The sequence below is a fragment of the Enterobacter sp. BNK-13 genome (assembly GCF_048685015.1).
GTDB classification, from domain to species: Bacteria; Pseudomonadota; Gammaproteobacteria; order Enterobacterales; family Enterobacteriaceae; genus Enterobacter; species Enterobacter quasiroggenkampii.
This window is the reverse complement of record NZ_JBLQTP010000001.1, coordinates 3,640,156-3,658,346: the sequence shown is the minus strand read 5'-3', so window position 1 is coordinate 3,658,346 and position 18,191 is coordinate 3,640,156. Positions and strand designations below refer to the sequence as shown.

Annotated in this window: 17 protein-coding genes and 1 riboswitch; of the genes, 8 read left to right on the top strand and 9 right to left on the bottom strand. The window is 56.7% G+C overall.

The window, feature by feature from the left end; genetic code table 11:
• Positions 1 to 17 precede the first annotated feature (17 nt).
• Positions 18 to 1,448: a bifunctional D-glycero-beta-D-manno-heptose-7-phosphate kinase/D-glycero-beta-D-manno-heptose 1-phosphate adenylyltransferase HldE gene (gene hldE, locus ACMGGQ_RS17555; RefSeq protein ID WP_003862540.1), complete on the top strand. Its 1,431-nt coding sequence runs from the start codon at positions 18 to 20 to the stop codon at positions 1,446 to 1,448.
• Positions 1,449 to 1,565: 117 nt separating this feature from the next.
• Here the strand turns inward: hldE and ubiK are convergent, their stop codons facing one another.
• Complete coding sequence (gene ubiK / locus ACMGGQ_RS17550) at positions 1,566 to 1,862, bottom strand: ubiquinone biosynthesis accessory factor UbiK (RefSeq protein ID WP_014071796.1); 297 nt, start codon at positions 1,860 to 1,862, stop codon at positions 1,566 to 1,568.
• 119 nt (positions 1,863 to 1,981) lie between these two features.
• A riboswitch (FMN riboswitch) is annotated at positions 1,982 to 2,132 on the top strand.
• Between the two features lie 106 nt (positions 2,133 to 2,238).
• On the opposite strand from ubiK, the gene ribB reads away from it, so the two are divergent.
• A complete protein-coding gene (ribB, locus tag ACMGGQ_RS17545) occupies positions 2,239 to 2,892 on the top strand; it encodes a 3,4-dihydroxy-2-butanone-4-phosphate synthase (RefSeq protein WP_028017147.1) in 654 nt (217 codons plus the stop codon).
• A gap of 44 nt (positions 2,893 to 2,936) precedes the next feature.
• Here ribB and ACMGGQ_RS17540 read toward each other — a convergent pair whose 3' ends face one another.
• The 5 genes from ACMGGQ_RS17540 to zupT form a co-directional block, all read right to left on the bottom strand.
• Entirely contained in the window at positions 2,937 to 3,998 is a 1,062-nt protein-coding gene (locus tag ACMGGQ_RS17540; RefSeq protein ID WP_048224920.1) for a type 1 fimbrial protein, read from the bottom strand.
• On the bottom strand, positions 3,982 to 4,740 hold the full coding sequence (locus ACMGGQ_RS17535) for a molecular chaperone (protein ID WP_128301354.1): 759 nt from the start codon (positions 4,738 to 4,740) through the stop codon (positions 3,982 to 3,984). Before ACMGGQ_RS17535 ends, ACMGGQ_RS17540 begins: the two co-directional genes overlap by 17 nt.
• Before the next feature lie 9 nt (positions 4,741 to 4,749).
• On the bottom strand, positions 4,750 to 7,194 hold the full coding sequence (locus ACMGGQ_RS17530; protein ID WP_420290342.1) for a fimbria/pilus outer membrane usher protein: 2,445 nt from the start codon (positions 7,192 to 7,194) through the stop codon (positions 4,750 to 4,752).
• Positions 7,195 to 7,268: 74 nt separating this feature from the next.
• Positions 7,269 to 7,829, bottom strand: coding sequence for a fimbrial protein (locus ACMGGQ_RS17525; RefSeq protein WP_045909983.1), 561 nt, complete (start codon positions 7,827 to 7,829; stop codon positions 7,269 to 7,271).
• Between the two features lie 331 nt (positions 7,830 to 8,160).
• The gene (gene zupT, locus ACMGGQ_RS17520; protein ID WP_420290341.1) at positions 8,161 to 8,934 is read right to left on the bottom strand and encodes a zinc transporter ZupT; all 774 of its coding nucleotides are present in this window, start codon (positions 8,932 to 8,934) and stop codon (positions 8,161 to 8,163) included.
• Positions 8,935 to 9,130: 196 nt separating this feature from the next.
• Between zupT and ygiD the strand changes: the two genes are divergently transcribed.
• A complete protein-coding gene (gene ygiD, locus ACMGGQ_RS17515) occupies positions 9,131 to 9,919 on the top strand; it encodes a 4,5-DOPA dioxygenase extradiol (RefSeq protein ID WP_420290340.1) in 789 nt (262 codons plus the stop codon).
• A gap of 79 nt (positions 9,920 to 9,998) precedes the next feature.
• Here the strand turns inward: ygiD and ACMGGQ_RS17510 are convergent, their stop codons facing one another.
• From ACMGGQ_RS17510 to tolC, 3 genes are all read right to left on the bottom strand, one after another.
• On the bottom strand, positions 9,999 to 11,159 hold the full coding sequence (locus ACMGGQ_RS17510; protein ID WP_045909981.1) for a glutathionylspermidine synthase family protein: 1,161 nt from the start codon (positions 11,157 to 11,159) through the stop codon (positions 9,999 to 10,001).
• Positions 11,160 to 11,161: 2 nt separating this feature from the next.
• Positions 11,162 to 11,830, bottom strand: coding sequence for a DUF1190 family protein (locus ACMGGQ_RS17505; RefSeq protein WP_048028997.1), 669 nt, complete (start codon positions 11,828 to 11,830; stop codon positions 11,162 to 11,164).
• 194 nt (positions 11,831 to 12,024) lie between these two features.
• A complete protein-coding gene (gene tolC, locus ACMGGQ_RS17500; RefSeq protein WP_045909979.1) occupies positions 12,025 to 13,503 on the bottom strand; it encodes an outer membrane channel protein TolC in 1,479 nt (492 codons plus the stop codon).
• 204 nt (positions 13,504 to 13,707) lie between these two features.
• Between tolC and nudF the strand changes: the two genes are divergently transcribed.
• The 5 genes from nudF to parE are packed head-to-tail and all read left to right on the top strand — an operon-like array spanning position 13,708 to position 18,116.
• Complete coding sequence (nudF, locus tag ACMGGQ_RS17495; RefSeq protein WP_024906492.1) at positions 13,708 to 14,340, top strand: ADP-ribose diphosphatase; 633 nt, start codon at positions 13,708 to 13,710, stop codon at positions 14,338 to 14,340.
• Complete coding sequence (locus ACMGGQ_RS17490; RefSeq protein WP_003862516.1) at positions 14,337 to 14,759, top strand: DUF1249 family protein; 423 nt, start codon at positions 14,337 to 14,339, stop codon at positions 14,757 to 14,759. Before nudF ends, ACMGGQ_RS17490 begins: the two co-directional genes overlap by 4 nt.
• 27 nt (positions 14,760 to 14,786) lie before the next feature.
• Positions 14,787 to 15,614: a 3',5'-cyclic-AMP phosphodiesterase gene (gene cpdA / locus ACMGGQ_RS17485; RefSeq protein WP_045909978.1), complete on the top strand. Its 828-nt coding sequence runs from the start codon at positions 14,787 to 14,789 to the stop codon at positions 15,612 to 15,614.
• Positions 15,614 to 16,195, top strand: coding sequence for an esterase YqiA (gene yqiA / locus ACMGGQ_RS17480; protein WP_008502976.1), 582 nt, complete (start codon positions 15,614 to 15,616; stop codon positions 16,193 to 16,195). Before cpdA ends, yqiA begins: the two co-directional genes overlap by 1 nt.
• Before the next feature lie 28 nt (positions 16,196 to 16,223).
• The gene (gene parE / locus ACMGGQ_RS17475) at positions 16,224 to 18,116 is read left to right on the top strand and encodes a DNA topoisomerase IV subunit B (RefSeq protein WP_014833290.1); all 1,893 of its coding nucleotides are present in this window, start codon (positions 16,224 to 16,226) and stop codon (positions 18,114 to 18,116) included.
• Positions 18,117 to 18,191 lie beyond the last annotated feature (75 nt).

Here is an 18,191-nt window from a genome sequence, read left to right as displayed (position 1 = left end):
TCTTTCTGGAGTCAGGAATGAAAGTAACACTGCCAGAGTTTGAACGTGCTGGAGTAATGGTTGTTGGGGATGTGATGCTGGATCGCTACTGGTATGGACCGACCAGCCGCATCTCTCCGGAAGCACCGGTACCGGTGGTTAAGGTCGACACCATTGAAGAGCGTCCCGGCGGCGCGGCAAACGTGGCGATGAACATAGCCTCTCTGGGCGCGCACTCGCGTCTGGTTGGCCTGACCGGTATCGACGATGCGGCGCGCGCGCTGAGCAAGTCGCTGGCGGACGTGAACGTGAAGTGCGACTTCGTTTCGGTTCCGACCCACCCAACCATCACCAAGCTGCGCGTGCTGTCACGCAACCAGCAGCTGATCCGCCTCGACTTTGAAGAAGGGTTCGAAGGCGTTGATCCCGAGCCGCTGCACGAGCGTATTAACCAGGCGCTGGGCAATATCGGCGCGCTGGTGCTGTCCGACTATGCAAAAGGCGCGCTGGCCAGCGTGCAGACGATGATCCAGCTGGCGCGTAAGGCCAGCGTACCGGTGCTGATCGACCCGAAAGGCACCGACTTTGAGCGCTATCGCGGCGCAACCCTGCTGACGCCAAACCTCTCCGAGTTTGAAGCGGTGGCGGGCAAATGCAAAACCGAGGAAGAGCTGGTTGAGCGCGGCATGAAGATCATTGCTGACTTCGAGCTCTCTGCGCTGCTGGTGACCCGCTCCGAGCAGGGGATGACGCTGCTGCAGCCGGGCAAGGCGCCGCTGCATATGCCAACCCAGGCGCAGGAAGTGTACGACGTGACCGGTGCCGGTGATACGGTGATTGGCGTGCTGGCGGCGACGCTGGCCGCGGGTAACTCCCTGGAAGAGGCGTGCTACTTCGCTAACGCCGCGGCGGGTGTGGTCGTCGGTAAACTCGGTACCTCAACCGTGTCCCCAATCGAGCTGGAAAACGCGGTGCGCGGCCGTGCTGACACCGGTTTCGGTGTGATGACCGAAGACGAGCTTAAAGTGGCTGTCGCCGCCGCGCGCAAGCGCGGTGAGAAAGTGGTAATGACCAACGGCGTATTCGACATTCTGCACGCGGGCCATGTCTCCTATCTGGCGAATGCGCGCAAGCTGGGCGATCGTCTGATTGTGGCAGTGAACAGCGATGCGTCGACCAAACGTCTGAAGGGGGAAACCCGTCCGGTGAACCCGCTGGAGCAGCGTATGATCGTGCTCGGCGCGCTGGAAGCCGTGGACTGGGTGGTGTCGTTTGAAGAAGACACGCCGCAGCGCCTGATTGCCGGTATTCTGCCGGACCTGCTGGTGAAAGGCGGGGATTACAAGCCGGAGCAAATCGCGGGCAGCGAAGAGGTCTGGGCCAACGGCGGCGAGGTGATGGTGCTCAACTTTGAGGACGGGTGTTCCACCACCAACATCATCAAGAAGATCCAGAAAGACAGTCAGTAAAAAAAACGGGCCAGTTGGCCCGTTTTTTTATGTCGGGTGGCGGCTGCGCCTTACCCGACCTACGCGTTCATGTAGGCCCGGTAAGGCGTAGCCGCCACCGGGCACAACAGGCCGCACTTACTCCTGGTCGTCCACCGGTGGAATAGCCGGTGCCGGCTTCACTTCTTCCGGCGCATTGCGGTTTTCCAGCTCGGTCAGACGCTGTTCCAGCAGTGCCAGCTTCTCGCGGGTGCGCAGCAGAACCTGCGTCTGCACGTCAAACTCTTCGCGGCTGACTAGATCAAGGCGAACCAACTGCGCCTGCAGCGTCTGGCGGATTTTCTTCTCAACGTCATCACCAAATTCACGAATGCCTTTCGGCATAGATTCATGAACCTGACGCGCAATTTGCTCAATTTTCTTCGGGTCAATCATTGTCGTTTCCCTTGATGGAAAGGTGTCAGTGTCCATTGTAGCGCGTCATGCCCGGGGTAAACAAAATTGTTTGATGCTTATGCATTGCCCAGGATAATCAATAGCGTTATAGTTATCTCGCTTATTCTCAGGGCGGGGCGAAATTCCCCACCGGCGGTAAATCAGCTTAACGCTGAAAGCCCGCGAGCGCTTTGGGTGAATTCTCAAAGGTCAGCAGATCCGGTGTAATTCCGGGGCCGACGGTTAGAGTCCGGATGGGAGAGAGTAACGATCCAGTCGGGCATGGGCCCGCTCACGTTATCTTTTTGCCGCTTATACGGCGCTCCTAAGACTGCCCTGATTCTGGTAACCATAATGTTAATGAGGTTTTTTTACCATGAATCAGACGCTACTTTCCTCTTTTGGCACTTCAACTCAACGTGTTGAACATGCACTGGATGCACTGCGCGAAGGCCGCGGTGTGATGGTGCTTGACGATGAAAACCGTGAAAACGAAGGCGACATGATTTTCGCCGCCGAAAACATGACCGTTGAACAGATGGCGCTGACCATCCGTCACGGCAGCGGCATCGTATGCCTGTGTATTACTGAAGATCGTCGTAAGCAGCTCGAGCTGCCGATGATGGTCGAAAACAACACCAGCGCCTTTGGTACCGGATTTACCGTGACCATTGAAGCGGCGCATGGCGTGACCACCGGTGTGTCTGCGGCTGACCGTCTGACCACCGTACGTGCCGCCATTGCTGATGATGCGAAGCCCTCCGATCTGCATCGTCCAGGCCACGTCTTCCCACTGCGCGCGCAGGCTGGCGGCGTCCTGACCCGCGGCGGCCACACCGAAGCGACCATCGATCTGGTGACGCTGGCGGGCTTCAAACCTGCGGGCGTGCTGTGTGAACTGACCAACGATGACGGCACCATGGCGCGCGCGCCGGAGTGCATCACCTTTGCGCGTCTGCACAACATGCCGGTGGTCACGATTGAAGATCTGGTCGAGTACCGCCAGGCGCACGAGCGCAAAGCCAGCTGAAACTGCTGATGTGAAAAAGCCGGGGAAACCCGGCTTTTTTACGTTTAGTGGTAGTTAATTTTGAACAGCACCACGGTTTCAAATGGTCCGGACTGGATCGCCTTTCCCGGCACCGGCGTCAGCTCAGCGGTATAGGTCTGTTCGTACTGCAACGTACTGCCGGTAAAATCGGCATACTCTTCGTATCGGTTAAAGGTGTAGGGCTGCGTTCCGTTAAGGATGCGTAATTTCAGGCCGTTACCGATGAGCAGGGCGGTATCTTCTTCGCTCAGCGTCTCGTTCGTATAGAACGACGAATCCATTTTAAACCCATCGGAACACTCGGCGTCCTGTATCTTGGTCGTTCTGACCGAGAACGTGCGCGTTCGCTTTCCCTGATTCATTATGTCGCGAGCGCTGAACGTACCAAAATCAATCTCCTGATTTTCCGGATAGATGCTGAAGGTCGCCCCGCAGTCCAGCACGGTGATATTGTTCAGGCCATTAATATGATACTTCAGGTTTTTCGCGTCGGACATCTGGTTGACGCCGCCCTTGCCGTCGAACTGCACCACGATATAGTCCCCGAGCGTGCTGACGTAGCCGTGCGGCGGCATGACCTTGATTCTGACGTACAGACGAAAGCGCACGATGAACGTGCGTGAGGTGTGAATGTCGTTCGCATTGCCGGAACAGATGCGGTTCTCCCAGCCCATTTGCTGGATTTGGGCGGGGGTATAGATAGTGATCTGTTTGTTATCAAGGCACTGGGAGGTATCAACCCCGTTGGGTTGCCCCGTCGCATCGTAGTCAATCCCTTCATAGGTTACGCCGAGCTCGTAGTAGGGATCGGACGCTGACGGGTAGGGGTTAACCCAGGCGTAGATGTCCTCTTTTTCAAAATTACTGGTGGTGTTGTGGTCGCAGGTCACAGGGACTTTGATATCGTCAGATTCCCATATCTTTTCCCCCACCTGCGCGTTGCTGGGAATGGCAAAAGGGGAGATCGTTTTTGTCTCCTCGACGGGCCCGCCGGAAACGCCGAGATAGCAGTCAAGCGCCAGCGCCTCTCTGACGGGCAGCAGGGCGAACAGCAGCAAAAACAGACAATTAACGAGCTTGCGCATTGTTTTGACCCTTCCGCTCGCTGAGCTGGCATGGCGCCTTACCCGCACAGGTAACGTCCACTTTTTTCAGCGCGCCGTAATCATCAATGTAACCCACGCTGTAGTAGCTCCCGTGGTAGTCGCCGGTAGAGGTGGACGCCGTGGCAAACGGAGCAATCATCAGGCTGTCGAAGCCCGGCAGCTGGGTTTTCGCATTTTTACTCAGCCACGCGAGGGTGATGTAATAGGGCGTGGGGTTATGTACGCTGAGCCCCGTTGCGGTGGCGGTAATTTCCATGCGCATTTCGCTTTGATCACCCGGCTTTTTGGTGATGGCTTTTGGCCGCCAGAACAGCTTAATGCGGCTCTGCATGGCCACCTGCATAACGCTGCGCGCCTCGCTGGCGCCGCTTTTGGGCGGAACTTCGCGCAGGTTGAAGTAAAACAGCGACTCTCTGTCCTTCGGCAACTGCCCAACCGCCGCCTGCTTCACAATCCTGACCTGCGATGACGCGCCCGCTTCTATGCGCTGAATGGGCGGCAGCGCCATGAAGTGGCTGTCCTCTTTGCGCCCGTTTTCGTCTTCAATCCAGGAAAGCGCCAGGTAGGGTAAGGTTTTGCTCTGGTTATCGACTTTCAGGCTGCTTGCCTTGTCCACTTCGGGAAAAACGATCCGCGTGCGGTCCAGGTTAATGGCGGCATGCGCGTTCAGTGCGGTGCCGAGCAACATCAGGCTCAGGGCCTTGAGTGGGGTGAGTTTCATCATGGTTTCTTACTGGCAAGGCAGCATGAGCTGCATACTGTTTTCAAGGTGAGAAGGTAACGAGAAGCGACACTGTTGGTTGTCTCCCCACGTGACCAGGAACTGTTGCTCAGGCTGGACGGCGCCTAGCCAGACGCGGCCCTCCTCGGCGACCATGCCGACCTGCAGGCCGTTATCCTGCAGGCGGACCAGGGCGCCGAGCGGCGGTGTCCCGGAAGGCGTTCGCAAAATGCCGGCAATATCGTTACCGGCTCGGGTCGCGATTTGACGATAGCCGATGGCGCCTTCTGTCCAGGTGGAGGTGACCACCCGCGTATCGACGTCAACGCCGTCAGGCAAATTGTTCATGTTGACCCGCACGCTGGCCGGGGTATAGCTGGAAAACGACGGCAGAACGCCGATACCCGACGCGTTGGTTTCGTCATGCGATACGTTCAGCGGGATATGGCCCACGCCGTCAGTGCTGACCATGACGCGTGGCTCATTGCCGTAGCTGCGACGGTGCAGGGCAAACCCTTTCGCCGTCCCGGTAAACGATCCGTTCCAGCTGGCGCTCATTGAGCTGTACTCATTCGCCTTATAGCTGCCCGAGACGTTGAGATCCCCCAGTGAAGAATAGTGCTGATAGTTTCCGCTGAACTGTGCGCCCGCATCGGCTTTTTCGCTCTCGGTGCCAGCAGAGACGCCCCAGGTATTGTTCCGGTCAGAGGTATCGTACCAGGAGACGCTCTGGCTCAGGCTGTCGCCGTTGCGCAGGTCGTAGTTCAGGCGATGGTCAGGATCGAGCGGCACGCTCAGCGAGAGATAAAACTGGTTATCGTCCTCTTCATCATCTTCGTAATGGGTTCTGCTCAGCGACAGGGTCAGGCCAAGGTTTTTCCAGCGGCCAAGGTCGAAGTTATAGCCAGCGGTGACGCTGCCGGTCGTGGAAGGCGAGTCGTCCCACCAGGTTTGGCGCAGCATGCTCAGATAAAGGTTTAGCGAGAGGGCCGATATGTACTGACTGGCGGTGACACTGAGGGTCTGTTTTTCCGTCTGGCTGTCGCTGTTGTCGTTATCCAGATAGCGCGCATAGCTCAGGAACTGACGGTCCGAGTAGCGGTAGCTCGCCAGCGTAAGCTGGCTACCGGTGGTGTCGAATCGTTTACTGTAGTTAAAACGGTAGCTGTAGCCCGTCTGCGGATCCGCGCCCGGCAGCTGGCTGGTGGCCCGGGTGATATCAAACGAGAGCGCGCCCAGATACGCCATGTTTTGTCCCAGCCCGGCGGCCAGGGCGCGGTAGTGGTCACCATCGGCCAGCGTTCCGCCATAGAGCGAAGTTTGCGACAGCATACCCCAGGAAAACTCGCCGCTCATGAAGGTGCTGTCCTCAACGTCATGCGATGCGTCCTTTCGCGGCTTGCCTGCCGCCAGCTTGTAGCGAACCTGGCCCTGACGCGTCAGGAAGGGAACGGATTCGGCGGAGACCTGGAACGTACTCACCCGGCCATCTTCTTCCGTCACCTTCACGTCGAGCGTGCCCTGCACCGACTGGTTGAGATCCTGAATGATGAACGGGCCCGGCGGGACTTTTGTTTGATAGATGACCCTGTCGGCGAGGCTTACGGTGACCGTCGCGTTGGTTTGGGCAATACCGGAGATTTGTGGCGCATAGCCGCGCAGTGACCACGGCAGCATGCGCTCATCGCTGATAAGCGACGCGCCGGTGTAGGTGAAGGCGTCGAAAATCGACGACTGGAAATCCGTCTCGCCGAGCGTCAGCTTTGCGCCCATGGTGGGGAGGGGGCGGAACATATAAACGCGCGAGAAGCGCCCGTTATGCTCTGAACCGCCGTCCGCGTGCGTCTGGTTGTATTGATAATCGCTGCGCAGCCGCCAGGCGCCGACGTTCGCGCCCGCCGTGCCGTAAGTGTTGGCATTATCTGAACTGCTGCCGCTGTTGGGCTGGTAGTGGCTGGCAAAAAGATTGTAGTCCAGCAGGACGCCCGCCACGCCGTTATCCCAGGTTGACGGGGGCATCCAGTCGGCAGAGCGGTACTGCAGCCACGCCTGGGGAATGGACACGTTTAGCGTCTGGCTTGCTTGTTCAAAGGTAAAATGAATGTCCGGCAGCGGGGCGAAGTCTATACAGCCCTCTTTTTCAGTGAGCGATTCCCGTATTTTATCCTGCAGGCCGAACGTGTCGGCCAGTTCGGCGGGAATACAGACCTGAACTGCATCATTCACTTTTTTCCACGTTAACTGCCAGCCGTTTGTTAAGGGGGTGTCATTAATTGAAACCGTAACAAAATAACGACCGGGGACGACGGAGGCGCGATCTATAAACTGTGTTAAATCGACGCTGTTGCGCTGATCTTTATCGATGGCATTAATATTAAATTCGGTACCAGAGGCGACTTTCGTCATTAACAGGGCGGTAATGATGATTATGCATGTTGATTTATGTTTCATCATCCTGTTGCTCAAGGTAAATATAAAATGCCGACTGGCATAACGAGCCAGTCGGTAGATAACGAGGTAAATTCGAATTATTTATATGCCAGCACATAGTTTGCGGTGGCTTCAACCTGACCCGGCGTTGCCGTTTTGCCGCTCAGCACTTCCATCTGCGCCTTAAAGTGCAGCGTCTGGGTGGCGGAGCCTGCCAGCAGGGTAACTTCACTGGCGCTACCCAGGGTGATGTTCGCTTCCGCATTATCCAGCAGGCGGACGCCCACGTTCTGCGCGCCGCTGGCATACGTGTTGGTCATCAGGCTGGTATCCGTTGTATCCGTGGCGGAGCTGGTGAACGTGACGTCAACTTTGGTGATCGGGGTATCGGTTTCATCGCCTGGATCGTCCAGCTGGCAGTTTTCCAGGTTGATATCTACCGCAACGGGTGACGATTTTTTATTGGCATTAATAACGGCAGTCGTAATTTCACCCAGATCGACTTCTTTATCAACGCTATCAGGAGCAATGCTGCACGGTGCATCAATCACCACCCCTTTGAATTTGATCTTGCCTGAGCCTTGTTCTGCAGCCAATGCCGATCCAGAAATAAGCGTGGCCATTGCCACGGCTAAAAGCGCTTTTTTTCCTGTAAACATGAAAATATCCTTTTTCAGTTGAATTCATATCCTGAATATTAATCAGAATATTGCCAGGAAAGTATACCGATCTCCGGATGGGCAATGCGATTAACCACGCTTAAAAATCATTGTAGATATAATTAAAATATAAATACGGGTTATTGTAACTGGATGAATTTCAAGAAGTGTAAATTATAATGCCGGATGCATTGTTTAGTGTTATTACGCACAGTAATGTTCAATAAAAAACTTGATTTTTTTATAAGGAAGGAGGCTGAGCGTATATTCCGTAAAAAGTTATTCCTTTAACAAATAATAGGCGCCTCCGTTTCAGGAGGCGCCCGTCACGTCAGCCAATGCCTGCGGCCTGAAGTAAGACCAGACTTAGCCCCATCACCGACATCCCGCACAGGACGCCATAGCTTGGGTTGTTGTTTGGATCGATCTCTTTCGCCAGCGGCATCAGCTCGTCTACCGACAGCGCAACCATAATCCCCGCAACCGCGGCCATAATGGCAGCCATGACGACCGGCGAAACCAGGCTACCGAGGATGAGCCAGGCCAGCACGCCGCCAAGAATTTCCGCCATGCCGGAGATCCCGGCCCAGAAGATTGCCGTGCGCTTTGAGCCTGTAGCGGCATAGACCGGACCGGCCACCGCGAGTCCTTCAGGAATATTGTGCAACGCCACCGCCAGGGCGATGCCGAGGCCCATTTCCAGGTTGCTGCTGGCGGTGACATACGTCGCCACGCCTTCCGGGAAGTTGTGCAGGCTTATGCCGAGCGTCAGCAAAATGGCGGTGCGCTTAATGTTGCGCGGCGGGGGCGCTACGTTTTTTTGCATTAAGTCCTGAGGGTGCGCGTGGGGCAACATGCGGTCGAGCGCGAAGTATCCCAGCAGGCCAACGACAAACATGCCGTAGCCCAGCAGCGGAGACATGCCTTCCGTGCCCAGCGCCGCAGGGAGCATCTCCATCAGGGAGATGAGCAGCATGATCCCGGCAGCAAAGCCCAGTGAGAAGGCCAGCACGCGGTTTGATGGCTTTTGACCAAGCACGCCGAGGATCGCGCCGATGAACGTCGCGGCGCCCGCCAGTATGGTCAGGATCAGAGGGACTGACATGCATTGCTCCTTATGATAATGATTCTCATTAATATAAATGATTCATTTCTGGCAAAGCGAGGGGCCAACCCCGGCTTTACACATTCCTTACATTCAAATTTCCTGATGATGATCTTCACGCTTATCTGCGTTCATCTTTGCCGGATTGCGCGTAATGTAGCACCATTAAATTGACACCTTCTGTAAGGATATCATCATGACTTCTTCCCGTATGCCAGCCCTGTTTTTAGGCCACGGCAGCCCAATGAACGTTCTGGAAGACAACGTCTATACCCGCGCATGGCGTAGCCTGGGCGAGACGCTGCCGCGTCCAAAAGCGATTGTGGTGGTATCCGCGCACTGGTTCACCCGCGGCACAGGCGTGACCGCCATGGAGGCGCCAAAGACCATTCATGATTTTGGCGGCTTCCCGCAGGCGCTGTATGACACGCACTATCCGGCCCCCGGCTCGCCTGAGCTGGCACAAAGGCTGGTGGAACTGCTGGCGCCTGTTCCTGTTGCGCTGGATAAAGAAACCTGGGGTTTTGACCACGGCTCGTGGGGCGTGCTGATTAAAATGTATCCTGATGCGGATATCCCGATGGTGCAACTGAGCATCGACAGCACCAAACCGGCCGCCTGGCATCTGGAGTTGGGCCGTAAGCTGGCAACGCTTCGTGATGAAGGCATCATGCTGGTGGCAAGCGGCAACGTGGTGCACAACCTGCGTACGGCGCGCTGGCACGGTGAGAATACGCCTTACCCTTGGGCGACCGCTTTTAACGACTACGTTAAAGCGAATCTGACCTGGCAGGGTCCGGCTGAGGCACATCCGCTGGTGAACTATCTGGACCATGAGGGCGGTTCGCTCTCTAACCCGACGCCGGAGCATTTCCTGCCGCTGCTGTACGTGCTTGGCGCGTGGGATGGCCAGGAGCCGGTTACGATCCCGGTCGATGGGATTGAGATGGGAAGCCTGAGTATGCTGTCGGTGCAGGTGGGGTGAAAACATGCCCGGTGGCGCTACGCTTACCGGGCCTACAAAACCGTAGGCCGGGTCAGGCGAAGCCGCCACCCGGCAGATCTTACTCAACAAAAATATGCGGATAGAACCGTGACAGATCCTGCGTGATCAGCGCGCGATCTTCGCGAATGCCAATTCCGGCAGGCAGATCGTTGATCAGCCAGCTGCCAATCAGCGTATAGCTGTCGCCAAACTTCGGCAGTGGATAGAACTCCTGGACGATCATCCCTTCTTCGCCGTACGGCCCTTCAACCGCTTCCAGCGTTTTACCGTTTTCGATAATCGACACGTTCGCGCCTTCGCGGGAGAAGATCGGCTTAACGACGTATTTCTCCATCTGCGGGTAATTATCTTCCGCAAAGTACGCTGGCAGCAGGTTCGGGTGATTCGGGAACATCTCCCACAGCATCGGCAGCAGGGCCTTGTTGGAGATAATGCTTTTCCAGGCCGGTTCCAGCCAGCGTACGCCCGCGTCTTCCAGCTTGGTGGAGAACATCTCGCGCAGCATGTACTCCCACGGGTAGAGCTTGAACAGGTTGCTGATCACCTGATCCTGCATGTCCGTGAACTGACCTTTTTCACCCAGGCCGATATCCTCGATATAGAGGAACTCGGTCGCCACCTCCGCTTCGGCGGCGCAATCCTGCAGATACTGAACCGTGCCACGGTCTTCTTCCGTGTCGCGGCAGCAGGCGAGATGCAGCAGGTTAAAGCCAAACTGCTCGCGTAGCTCGGCGAAGCGCTCGATCAGCTTCTCCTGCAGGCTGTTGAACTGGTCGCTGCCTTCCGGCAGGTTGCCAGCATTGGCCTGGTCTTCCAGCCAGATCCACTGGAAGAACGCCGCCTCGTACAGGGACGTTGGGGTATCGGCGTTGTTTTCCAGCAGCTTAGGCTCGCCTTTGCCGTCCCACGCCAGATCCAGGCGAGAGTAAAGCGAAGGTTGATTCGTTTTCCACGACTGGCGGACAAAGCTCCAGGTGTGCTTTGGAATGCGGAACTTGGCCATCAGCTCGTCGCTGTCGATGACTTTTTCCACCACCTTGAGGCACATCTGGTGCAGCTCGGCCGTTACCTCTTCCAGCTTCTCAACCTGGGCCAGCGTGAGCTTGTAGTAAGCGTCTTCACACCAGTACGGCTCGCCGTACATGGTGTGGAAGTTAAAGCCGTACTCGGTGGCTTTTTCGCGCCAGTCCGGACGCTCGGTAATACTGACTCGTTCCATGATCAGCCGCCCATTGAGCGAGTAGAAGAGGTGCCTGTCGCGCTGCGCTGCATGCTGGTCTGTTTCGCCACAGACTCACCGAACCCGCCGCGGGTGATGGTGCTGGTGGTCGCAGGCTTCGGCGCCATCGCCGTTTTCGGTACCGTCACGGTGCGGCCAGGGGTGGCTGCGCCGTAGCCTTTGCCGCTGGCATCGGTATATTGACCGTAAGCCGGGCTGGCCGGGTTTTTCGAGCTAAACAGCGGCTGCTGCTGGTAGCCTGCACCGCCGCCCATCAGACGACCCATCATGTAACCGGCCATCAGCGGCATCCAGAAGCTGCCGCTGGACTGCGCCTGCGCCTGATTTTCTGGCGCAGTGCCGGCCTGAGCCGGTGCCTGCTGGCATTGACCTTCGCCAAACTCCGCTACGCAGTCTTCGCGTGAGGCATATTTCGGCGCGGTGCGTTCCGCTTCTTTCAGCGCGCTGGTGTAGGCCGTTTTACATTCGGCCGCTTTACCGGTGGCGGCAGAGCAGTCGTCCGCGTTTTGATACAGCGAAACCGTTTCATCGTTTTTTTCACAGCCTGCCAGCATAAAGACAGCGGTAACCGCCAGCGCAACAGGGGTGAGGTGACGTGCGTTCCAGCTCTTGCGGAACGACGCGTGATTGATCGTTTTTGTCCGTTTCATATTTGTCTTCCAGGACCCAGTGGTAATAACGCTCAGGATAGAGGATGAGTGGTTGAAAATGAAGCGAAGAGGGGCGGAATCAGGGGGATCTTTACGTTGGCTTACGTTCGGATGTGATTTTGCGCCGGGTGGCGCTGCGCTTACCCGGCCTACGATTCAGTAGGCCCGATAAGCGAAGCGCCATCGGGCAATGCTTAGTTACGGAACGGATTATTGCTCTTGCTGGCAGGCGCGGTAGTGCGCGCGGCAGCAGGCTGTGCAGCAGGGGTCGTGCCGTTAGCGTTGAAGTTATCAACCGCGGCAACCTGCTCCGGGTTCTCCGGCGCAACGCTGTCAGGAGAGGTAGAGACCGGCTTGCCCAGTGCGCTGTTCAGCATCTGCAGGTCTTGCTCGTTCAGCGTACCCAGAGCCTGCTTAATGTTCAGCTGGTTAATCAGGTACTGATAACGTGCGCTGGAGAGCTGCTGTTTTGCGTTGTACAGCGTGGTGGTCGCGTCGAGCACGTCAACGATAGTACGTGTACCGACGGAGTAGCCGGCTTCCATCGCGTCCAGGGAGCTTTGTGCAGACACAACGGCCTGTTTATAGGCGTTGATGCTGCTGATTGAGGCGTTCACGTTGTTGAAGGATGAACGTACGGTCTGCACCACGTTGCGGTGGGCGCTTTCCAGCTGCTCGCTCGCGCCAACAAAGTTGTACTGCGCCTGTTTCACCTGGGAGTTGACCTGACCGCCCTGATACAGCGGCAGGGAGAAGCTCAGGCCCACCTTGTTCTGGCCCATATTGCTGTCGTCATACTGGGCAGAGTTGGTCTTAGAGCCGCTGTAAGTGGTGTCAGAGATGCCGGTAGAGGCGCTCAGGCTCAGGGTTGGCAGATGCCCATCCTGCGCCTGACGAATTTGCTCGCGGGCCAGGTCCTGGCTCAGACGCGCCTGCAGCAACGTCAGGTTGCGGTTTTCCGCCTCTTTCAGCAGGGCGTTAACGGCCTGCGGCTTATCCGTTTTGAAGCTGTCGACGTTCAGGGAGGCCAGCTCAGGATAGTAATTCCCGGTAACCTGACGCAGGGATTCCAGCGCGTTGTCGAGGTTGTTACGCGCGGTCACTTCGTTGGCCAGCACGGTGTCGTACTGTGAACGGGCGTTCTGCACATCGGTGATCGCCACCAGACCCACGTTGAAGCGCTGGGTGGTTTGATCTAACTGACGGTAAATGGCCTGTTTCTGCGCTTCGGTGTAGGAGAGCGCGTCAATGGCGCTCAGCACGTTAAAGTACGCCGTGGCCGTGTTCAGGATCAGCGTCTGCTGGTCGGTCTGATAGGTCACATCCTGGATGCCTGCGCTTTTTTCCTGCAGGGTCAGGGCACGCCATTTGGACATATCAAACAGCGTCTGTGTTAATTGCAGTGAGGCGCTGGTAGCATTGGAGTTTACGCCGTTAGCGTCGCGGAAACCGTTGCTGTAAGTATAATCTGCACCTAACCCTAACTGTGGCAGCAAGGGGCTACGCGCTTCGTTAATCTTTTCAAACGCAGCATCACGATCGGCCGCTGATTTACGTAAATCAGGGTTGCCCAGACGTGCCTGCTGGTAGACCTGTAACAGGTTTTCCGCCTGGCTCATTGCACTGAAGCCCGTCAGGCTCAGGCCGATAAGGATGGGGAGCAATTTCTTCATTTGCATTCCTTGTTGTGAAGCAGTATTAGCGCTGATCTAATTAAAAAATAATTGCCGATTCTAACAGAATCATCCACACCAAAAGGTTGGCGTTACGTGCCATCTGGCGGTAATTTGCACCAATCTACCATATAGCCTTACAAACGGCAGCCAAACAGCCTTGAAATTCACAATTTCATCACCATTGCTACCAGGACTCGACTCATGCAAAAACCAGATAAGTTGCCCGTGACTTTCGCCAAAAACGATGTAGAAATTATTGCACGAGAAACGCTTTATAGCGGTTTTTTTTCAATGGATCTTTACCGTTTCAGGCATCGCCTGTTTAACGGGGAAATGAGCGGCGAAATCAGACGCGAAATTTTTGAGCGCGGGCATGCGGCAGTCTTGCTACCCTTTGACCCAGTGCGTGACGAAGTTGTGCTGGTGGAGCAGATCCGCATCGCCGCTTATGACGTCAGTGAGAGCCCGTGGCTGCTGGAGATGGTGGCCGGGATGATCGAAGAAGGCGAGTCGGTTGAGGACGTCGCCCGGCGCGAGGCGCTGGAAGAGGCGGGGCTGGTGGTCGGCCGTACCAAACCGGTGCTGAGCTATCTGGCAAGCCCGGGAGGCACCAGCGAACGCTTATCCATAATGGTGGGCGAAGTGGACGCCACGACCGCAGAAGGCATTCACGGTCTGGCTGATGAAAACGAAGATATTCGGGTTCATGTGGTAAGCCGGGAACAGGCTTACCAGTGGGTAGAAGAGGGGAAAATCGACAACGCAGCGTCTGTCATCGCCCTGCAATGGCTGCAGCTGCATTATCAGACATTACGAAACGAGTGGAAAAAATGAAGCGTTATACGCCTGACTTCCCAGAAATGATGCGCCTGTGCGAAACCAATTTCGCACAATTGCGCCGCCTGCTGCCGAGAAACGACGCACCCGGCGAAACGGTAAGCTATCAGGTGAGCAATGCGCAGTATCGATTAACGATAACAGAATCAACGCGCTACACTACGCTGGTGGAAATTGAGCAAACGGCTCCCAGCATTAGCTACTGGAGCCTGCCGTCGATGACGGTACGCCTCTATCACGACGCGATGGTCGCTGAAGTGTGTTCAAGCCAGCAGATCTTTCGCTTCAAGGCGCGGTATGATTACCCGAATAAAAAGTTGCATCAACGCGACGAAAAGCATCAAATTAACCAGTTTTTAGCCGACTGGCTAAGATATTGTTTAGCACATGGAGCAATGGCGATTCCGGTTTGTTAGCGTCATAAACCTACCTAAGGACACCATTTGGAAAGCCTGTTGAACCTGACTGTTGCTGGTGGGGCGCCAGTCAGGATATTACAAATCACCGATACCCACCTTTTTGCCGAAAAGCATGAAACGCTGCTGGGGGTGAACACCTGGGAGAGTTATCAGGCGGTACTGAGCGCCATTCACGCTGAAAACCGTGCATGCGATCTGATTGTCGCAACGGGCGATCTGGCGCAGGACCAATCTTCCGCGGCCTACCAGCATTTTGCTGAAGGCATCGCGAGCTTTAGCGTGCCCTGCGTCTGGCTGCCAGGCAACCACGATTTCCAGCCCGCCATGTACAGTTCTCTTCAGGATGCGGGGATTTCTCCGGCGAAATGTGTTTTTGCGGGTGACCAGTGGCAGATCCTGCTGTTGGACAGCCAGGTGTTTGGCGTCCCGCACGGTGAGTTAAGCGAGTTTCAGCTCGACTGGCTGGAGACCAAACTGGCTGCTGAACCTGAACGTCACACGCTGCTGTTGCTTCATCATCATCCTCTGCCGGCGGGCTGCAGCTGGCTCGATCAGCACAGTCTGCGCAACTCCGCGGCGCTGGATCGCGTGCTCGCGAAGTTCCCGCGGGTGAAAAATCTGCTGTGTGGGCATATTCACCAGGAGCAGGATCTCGACTGGAACGGGCGCCGCATGCTGGCGACGCCGTCGACCTGCGTTCAGTTTAAGCCGCACTGCGCCAACTTTACGCTGGATACCATCGCGCCAGGCTGGCGCTGGCTGGAACTGCATGCCGACGGCACGCTGACCACGGAAGTCTGCCGTTTGACCGGCGCACAATTCCGCCCGGACACCGCTTCAGAAGGCTATTGATGTCTACGCTCCTTTATCTGCACGGATTCAACAGCTCGCCGCGCTCCGCAAAAGCGACACAGTTTCGCCAGTGGCTGAGCGAGCATCACCCCGACGTTGAGATGATTATCCCTCAGCTGCCGCCTTACCCGGCAGAAGCCGCGGAGATGCTGGAATCCATTGTGCTTGCGCACGGCGGCGAAACCTTCGGCGTGGTCGGTTCATCGCTGGGCGGGTATTACGCCACCTGGCTCTCGCAATGCTTTATGCTGCCCGCCGTGGTGGTTAATCCGGCGGTACGGCCATTTGAGCTGCTGCGGGACTTTCTTGGCGAAAACGAGAACCCCTACACCGGCCAGCAATATGTGCTAGAGTCACGCCATATTTACGATCTCAAAGTTATGCAGGTCGACCCGCTCGAGGCGCCGGATCTCATCTGGCTGCTGCAGCAGACGGGAGATGAAGTGCTGGATTACCGCCAGGCAGTGGCGTATTACGCCTCCTGCCGCCAGACTATAGAAGAGGGCGGAAACCATGCTTTCACGGGCTTTGAGAATCATTTCACCCAGATTGTCGATTTTCTTGGACTGCACAGCCACTGACAATCAATGCGAATTGCTAGTTTAAATCATGACGCAAACCTATAACGCTGATGCCATTGAGGTCCTCACCGGGCTTGAGCCGGTTCGCCGCCGCCCGGGGATGTACACCGATACGACGCGCCCAAACCATCTGGGCCAGGAAGTTATTGATAACAGTGTGGACGAAGCGCTGGCGGGCCATGCCAAACGCGTTGACGTCATCCTGCACGCCGATCAGTCGCTGGAAGTCATTGACGACGGGCGCGGCATGCCGGTGGATATCCACCCGGAAGAGGGCGTCCCGGCCGTTGAGCTGATTCTCTGTCGTCTGCATGCGGGCGGTAAGTTCTCCAACAAAAACTACCAGTTCTCCGGCGGCCTGCACGGCGTGGGGATTTCCGTCGTCAACGCCCTGTCCAAACGCGTGGAAGTGAACGTCCGTCGCGATGGTCAGGTGTACAACATCGCGTTTGAAAACGGCGAGAAGGTGCAGGATCTGCAGGTTGTCGGGACGTGTGGCAAACGCAACACCGGCACCAGCGTTCACTTCTGGCCTGACGAGAGTTTCTTCGACAGCCCGCGCTTTTCCGTTTCCCGCCTGACGCACCTGCTGAAAGCCAAAGCGGTGCTGTGCCCGGGCGTGGAAATTACCTTTAAGGATAACGTCAACAACACCGAGCAGACCTGGCGCTACGAAGATGGCCTTAATGACTATCTGTGCGAAGCGGTAAACGGCCTGCCGACGCTGCCGGAAAAACCGTTCGTCGGCAATTTCACCGGCGACACCGAAGCGGTGGACTGGGCGCTGCTGTGGCTGCCGGAAGGCGGCGAGCTGCTGACCGAAAGCTACGTTAACCTGATCCCCACTATGCTCGGCGGGACCCACGTCAATGGCCTGCGTCAGGGGCTGCTGGATGCGATGCGCGAATTCTGCGAATACCGCAATATCCTGCCGCGCGGCGTGAAGCTGTCGGCGGAAGATATCTGGGACCGCTGCGCCTACGTGCTCTCCGTGAAGATGCAGGATCCGCAGTTTGCCGGTCAGACCAAAGAGCGCCTGTCGTCACGCCAGTGCGCGGCGTTCGTTTCCGGTGTGGTGAAAGATGCGTTTACCCTGTGGCTGAACCAGAACGTTCAGGCGGCAGAAATGCTGGCTGAAATGGCGATTTCCAGCGCCCAGCGTCGTCTGCGTGCCGCGAAGAAAGTGGTGCGTAAAAAGCTGACCAGCGGCCCTGCGCTGCCGGGCAAGCTGGCAGACTGTACCGCGCAGGATCTCAACCGTACCGAACTGTTCCTCGTGGAAGGGGACTCGGCGGGCGGGTCGGCCAAGCAGGCGCGCGATCGTGAATATCAGGCGATCATGCCGCTCAAGGGTAAGATCCTGAACACCTGGGAGGTCTCGTCTGATGAAGTGCTGGCCTCGCAGGAAGTCCACGATATCTCGGTCGCGATCGGCATCGATCCGGACAGCGACGATCTGAGCCAGCTGCGCTACGGCAAGATCTGTATCCTCGCGGATGCGGACTCCGATGGTCTGCACATCGCCACGCTGCTGTGCGCGCTGTTTGTGAAGCACTTCCGCACGCTGGTGAAAAACGGTCACGTCTATGTGGCGCTGCCGCCGCTGTACCGTATCGACCTCGGCAAAGAGGTGTACTACGCACTGACGGAAGAAGAGAAAGCGGGCGTGCTGGAACAGCTGAAGCGTAAGAAGGGTAAGCCTAACGTGCAGCGCTTTAAAGGGCTGGGCGAGATGAACCCGATGCAGCTGCGCGAAACGACGCTGGATCCGAACACGCGCCGTCTGGTGCAGCTGACGATCAGCGACGAAGACGAACAGCAGACCAACGCTATGATGGATATGCTCCTTGCCAAGAAACGTTCGGAAGACCGTCGTAACTGGCTGCAGGAGAAAGGCGATATGGCGGATATTGAGGCCTGATGCTGAAAAAGCCCTGCGATGCAGGGCTTTTTTTTGCCCGGTGGCGCTGCGCTTACCGGGCCTACGATCGATCCC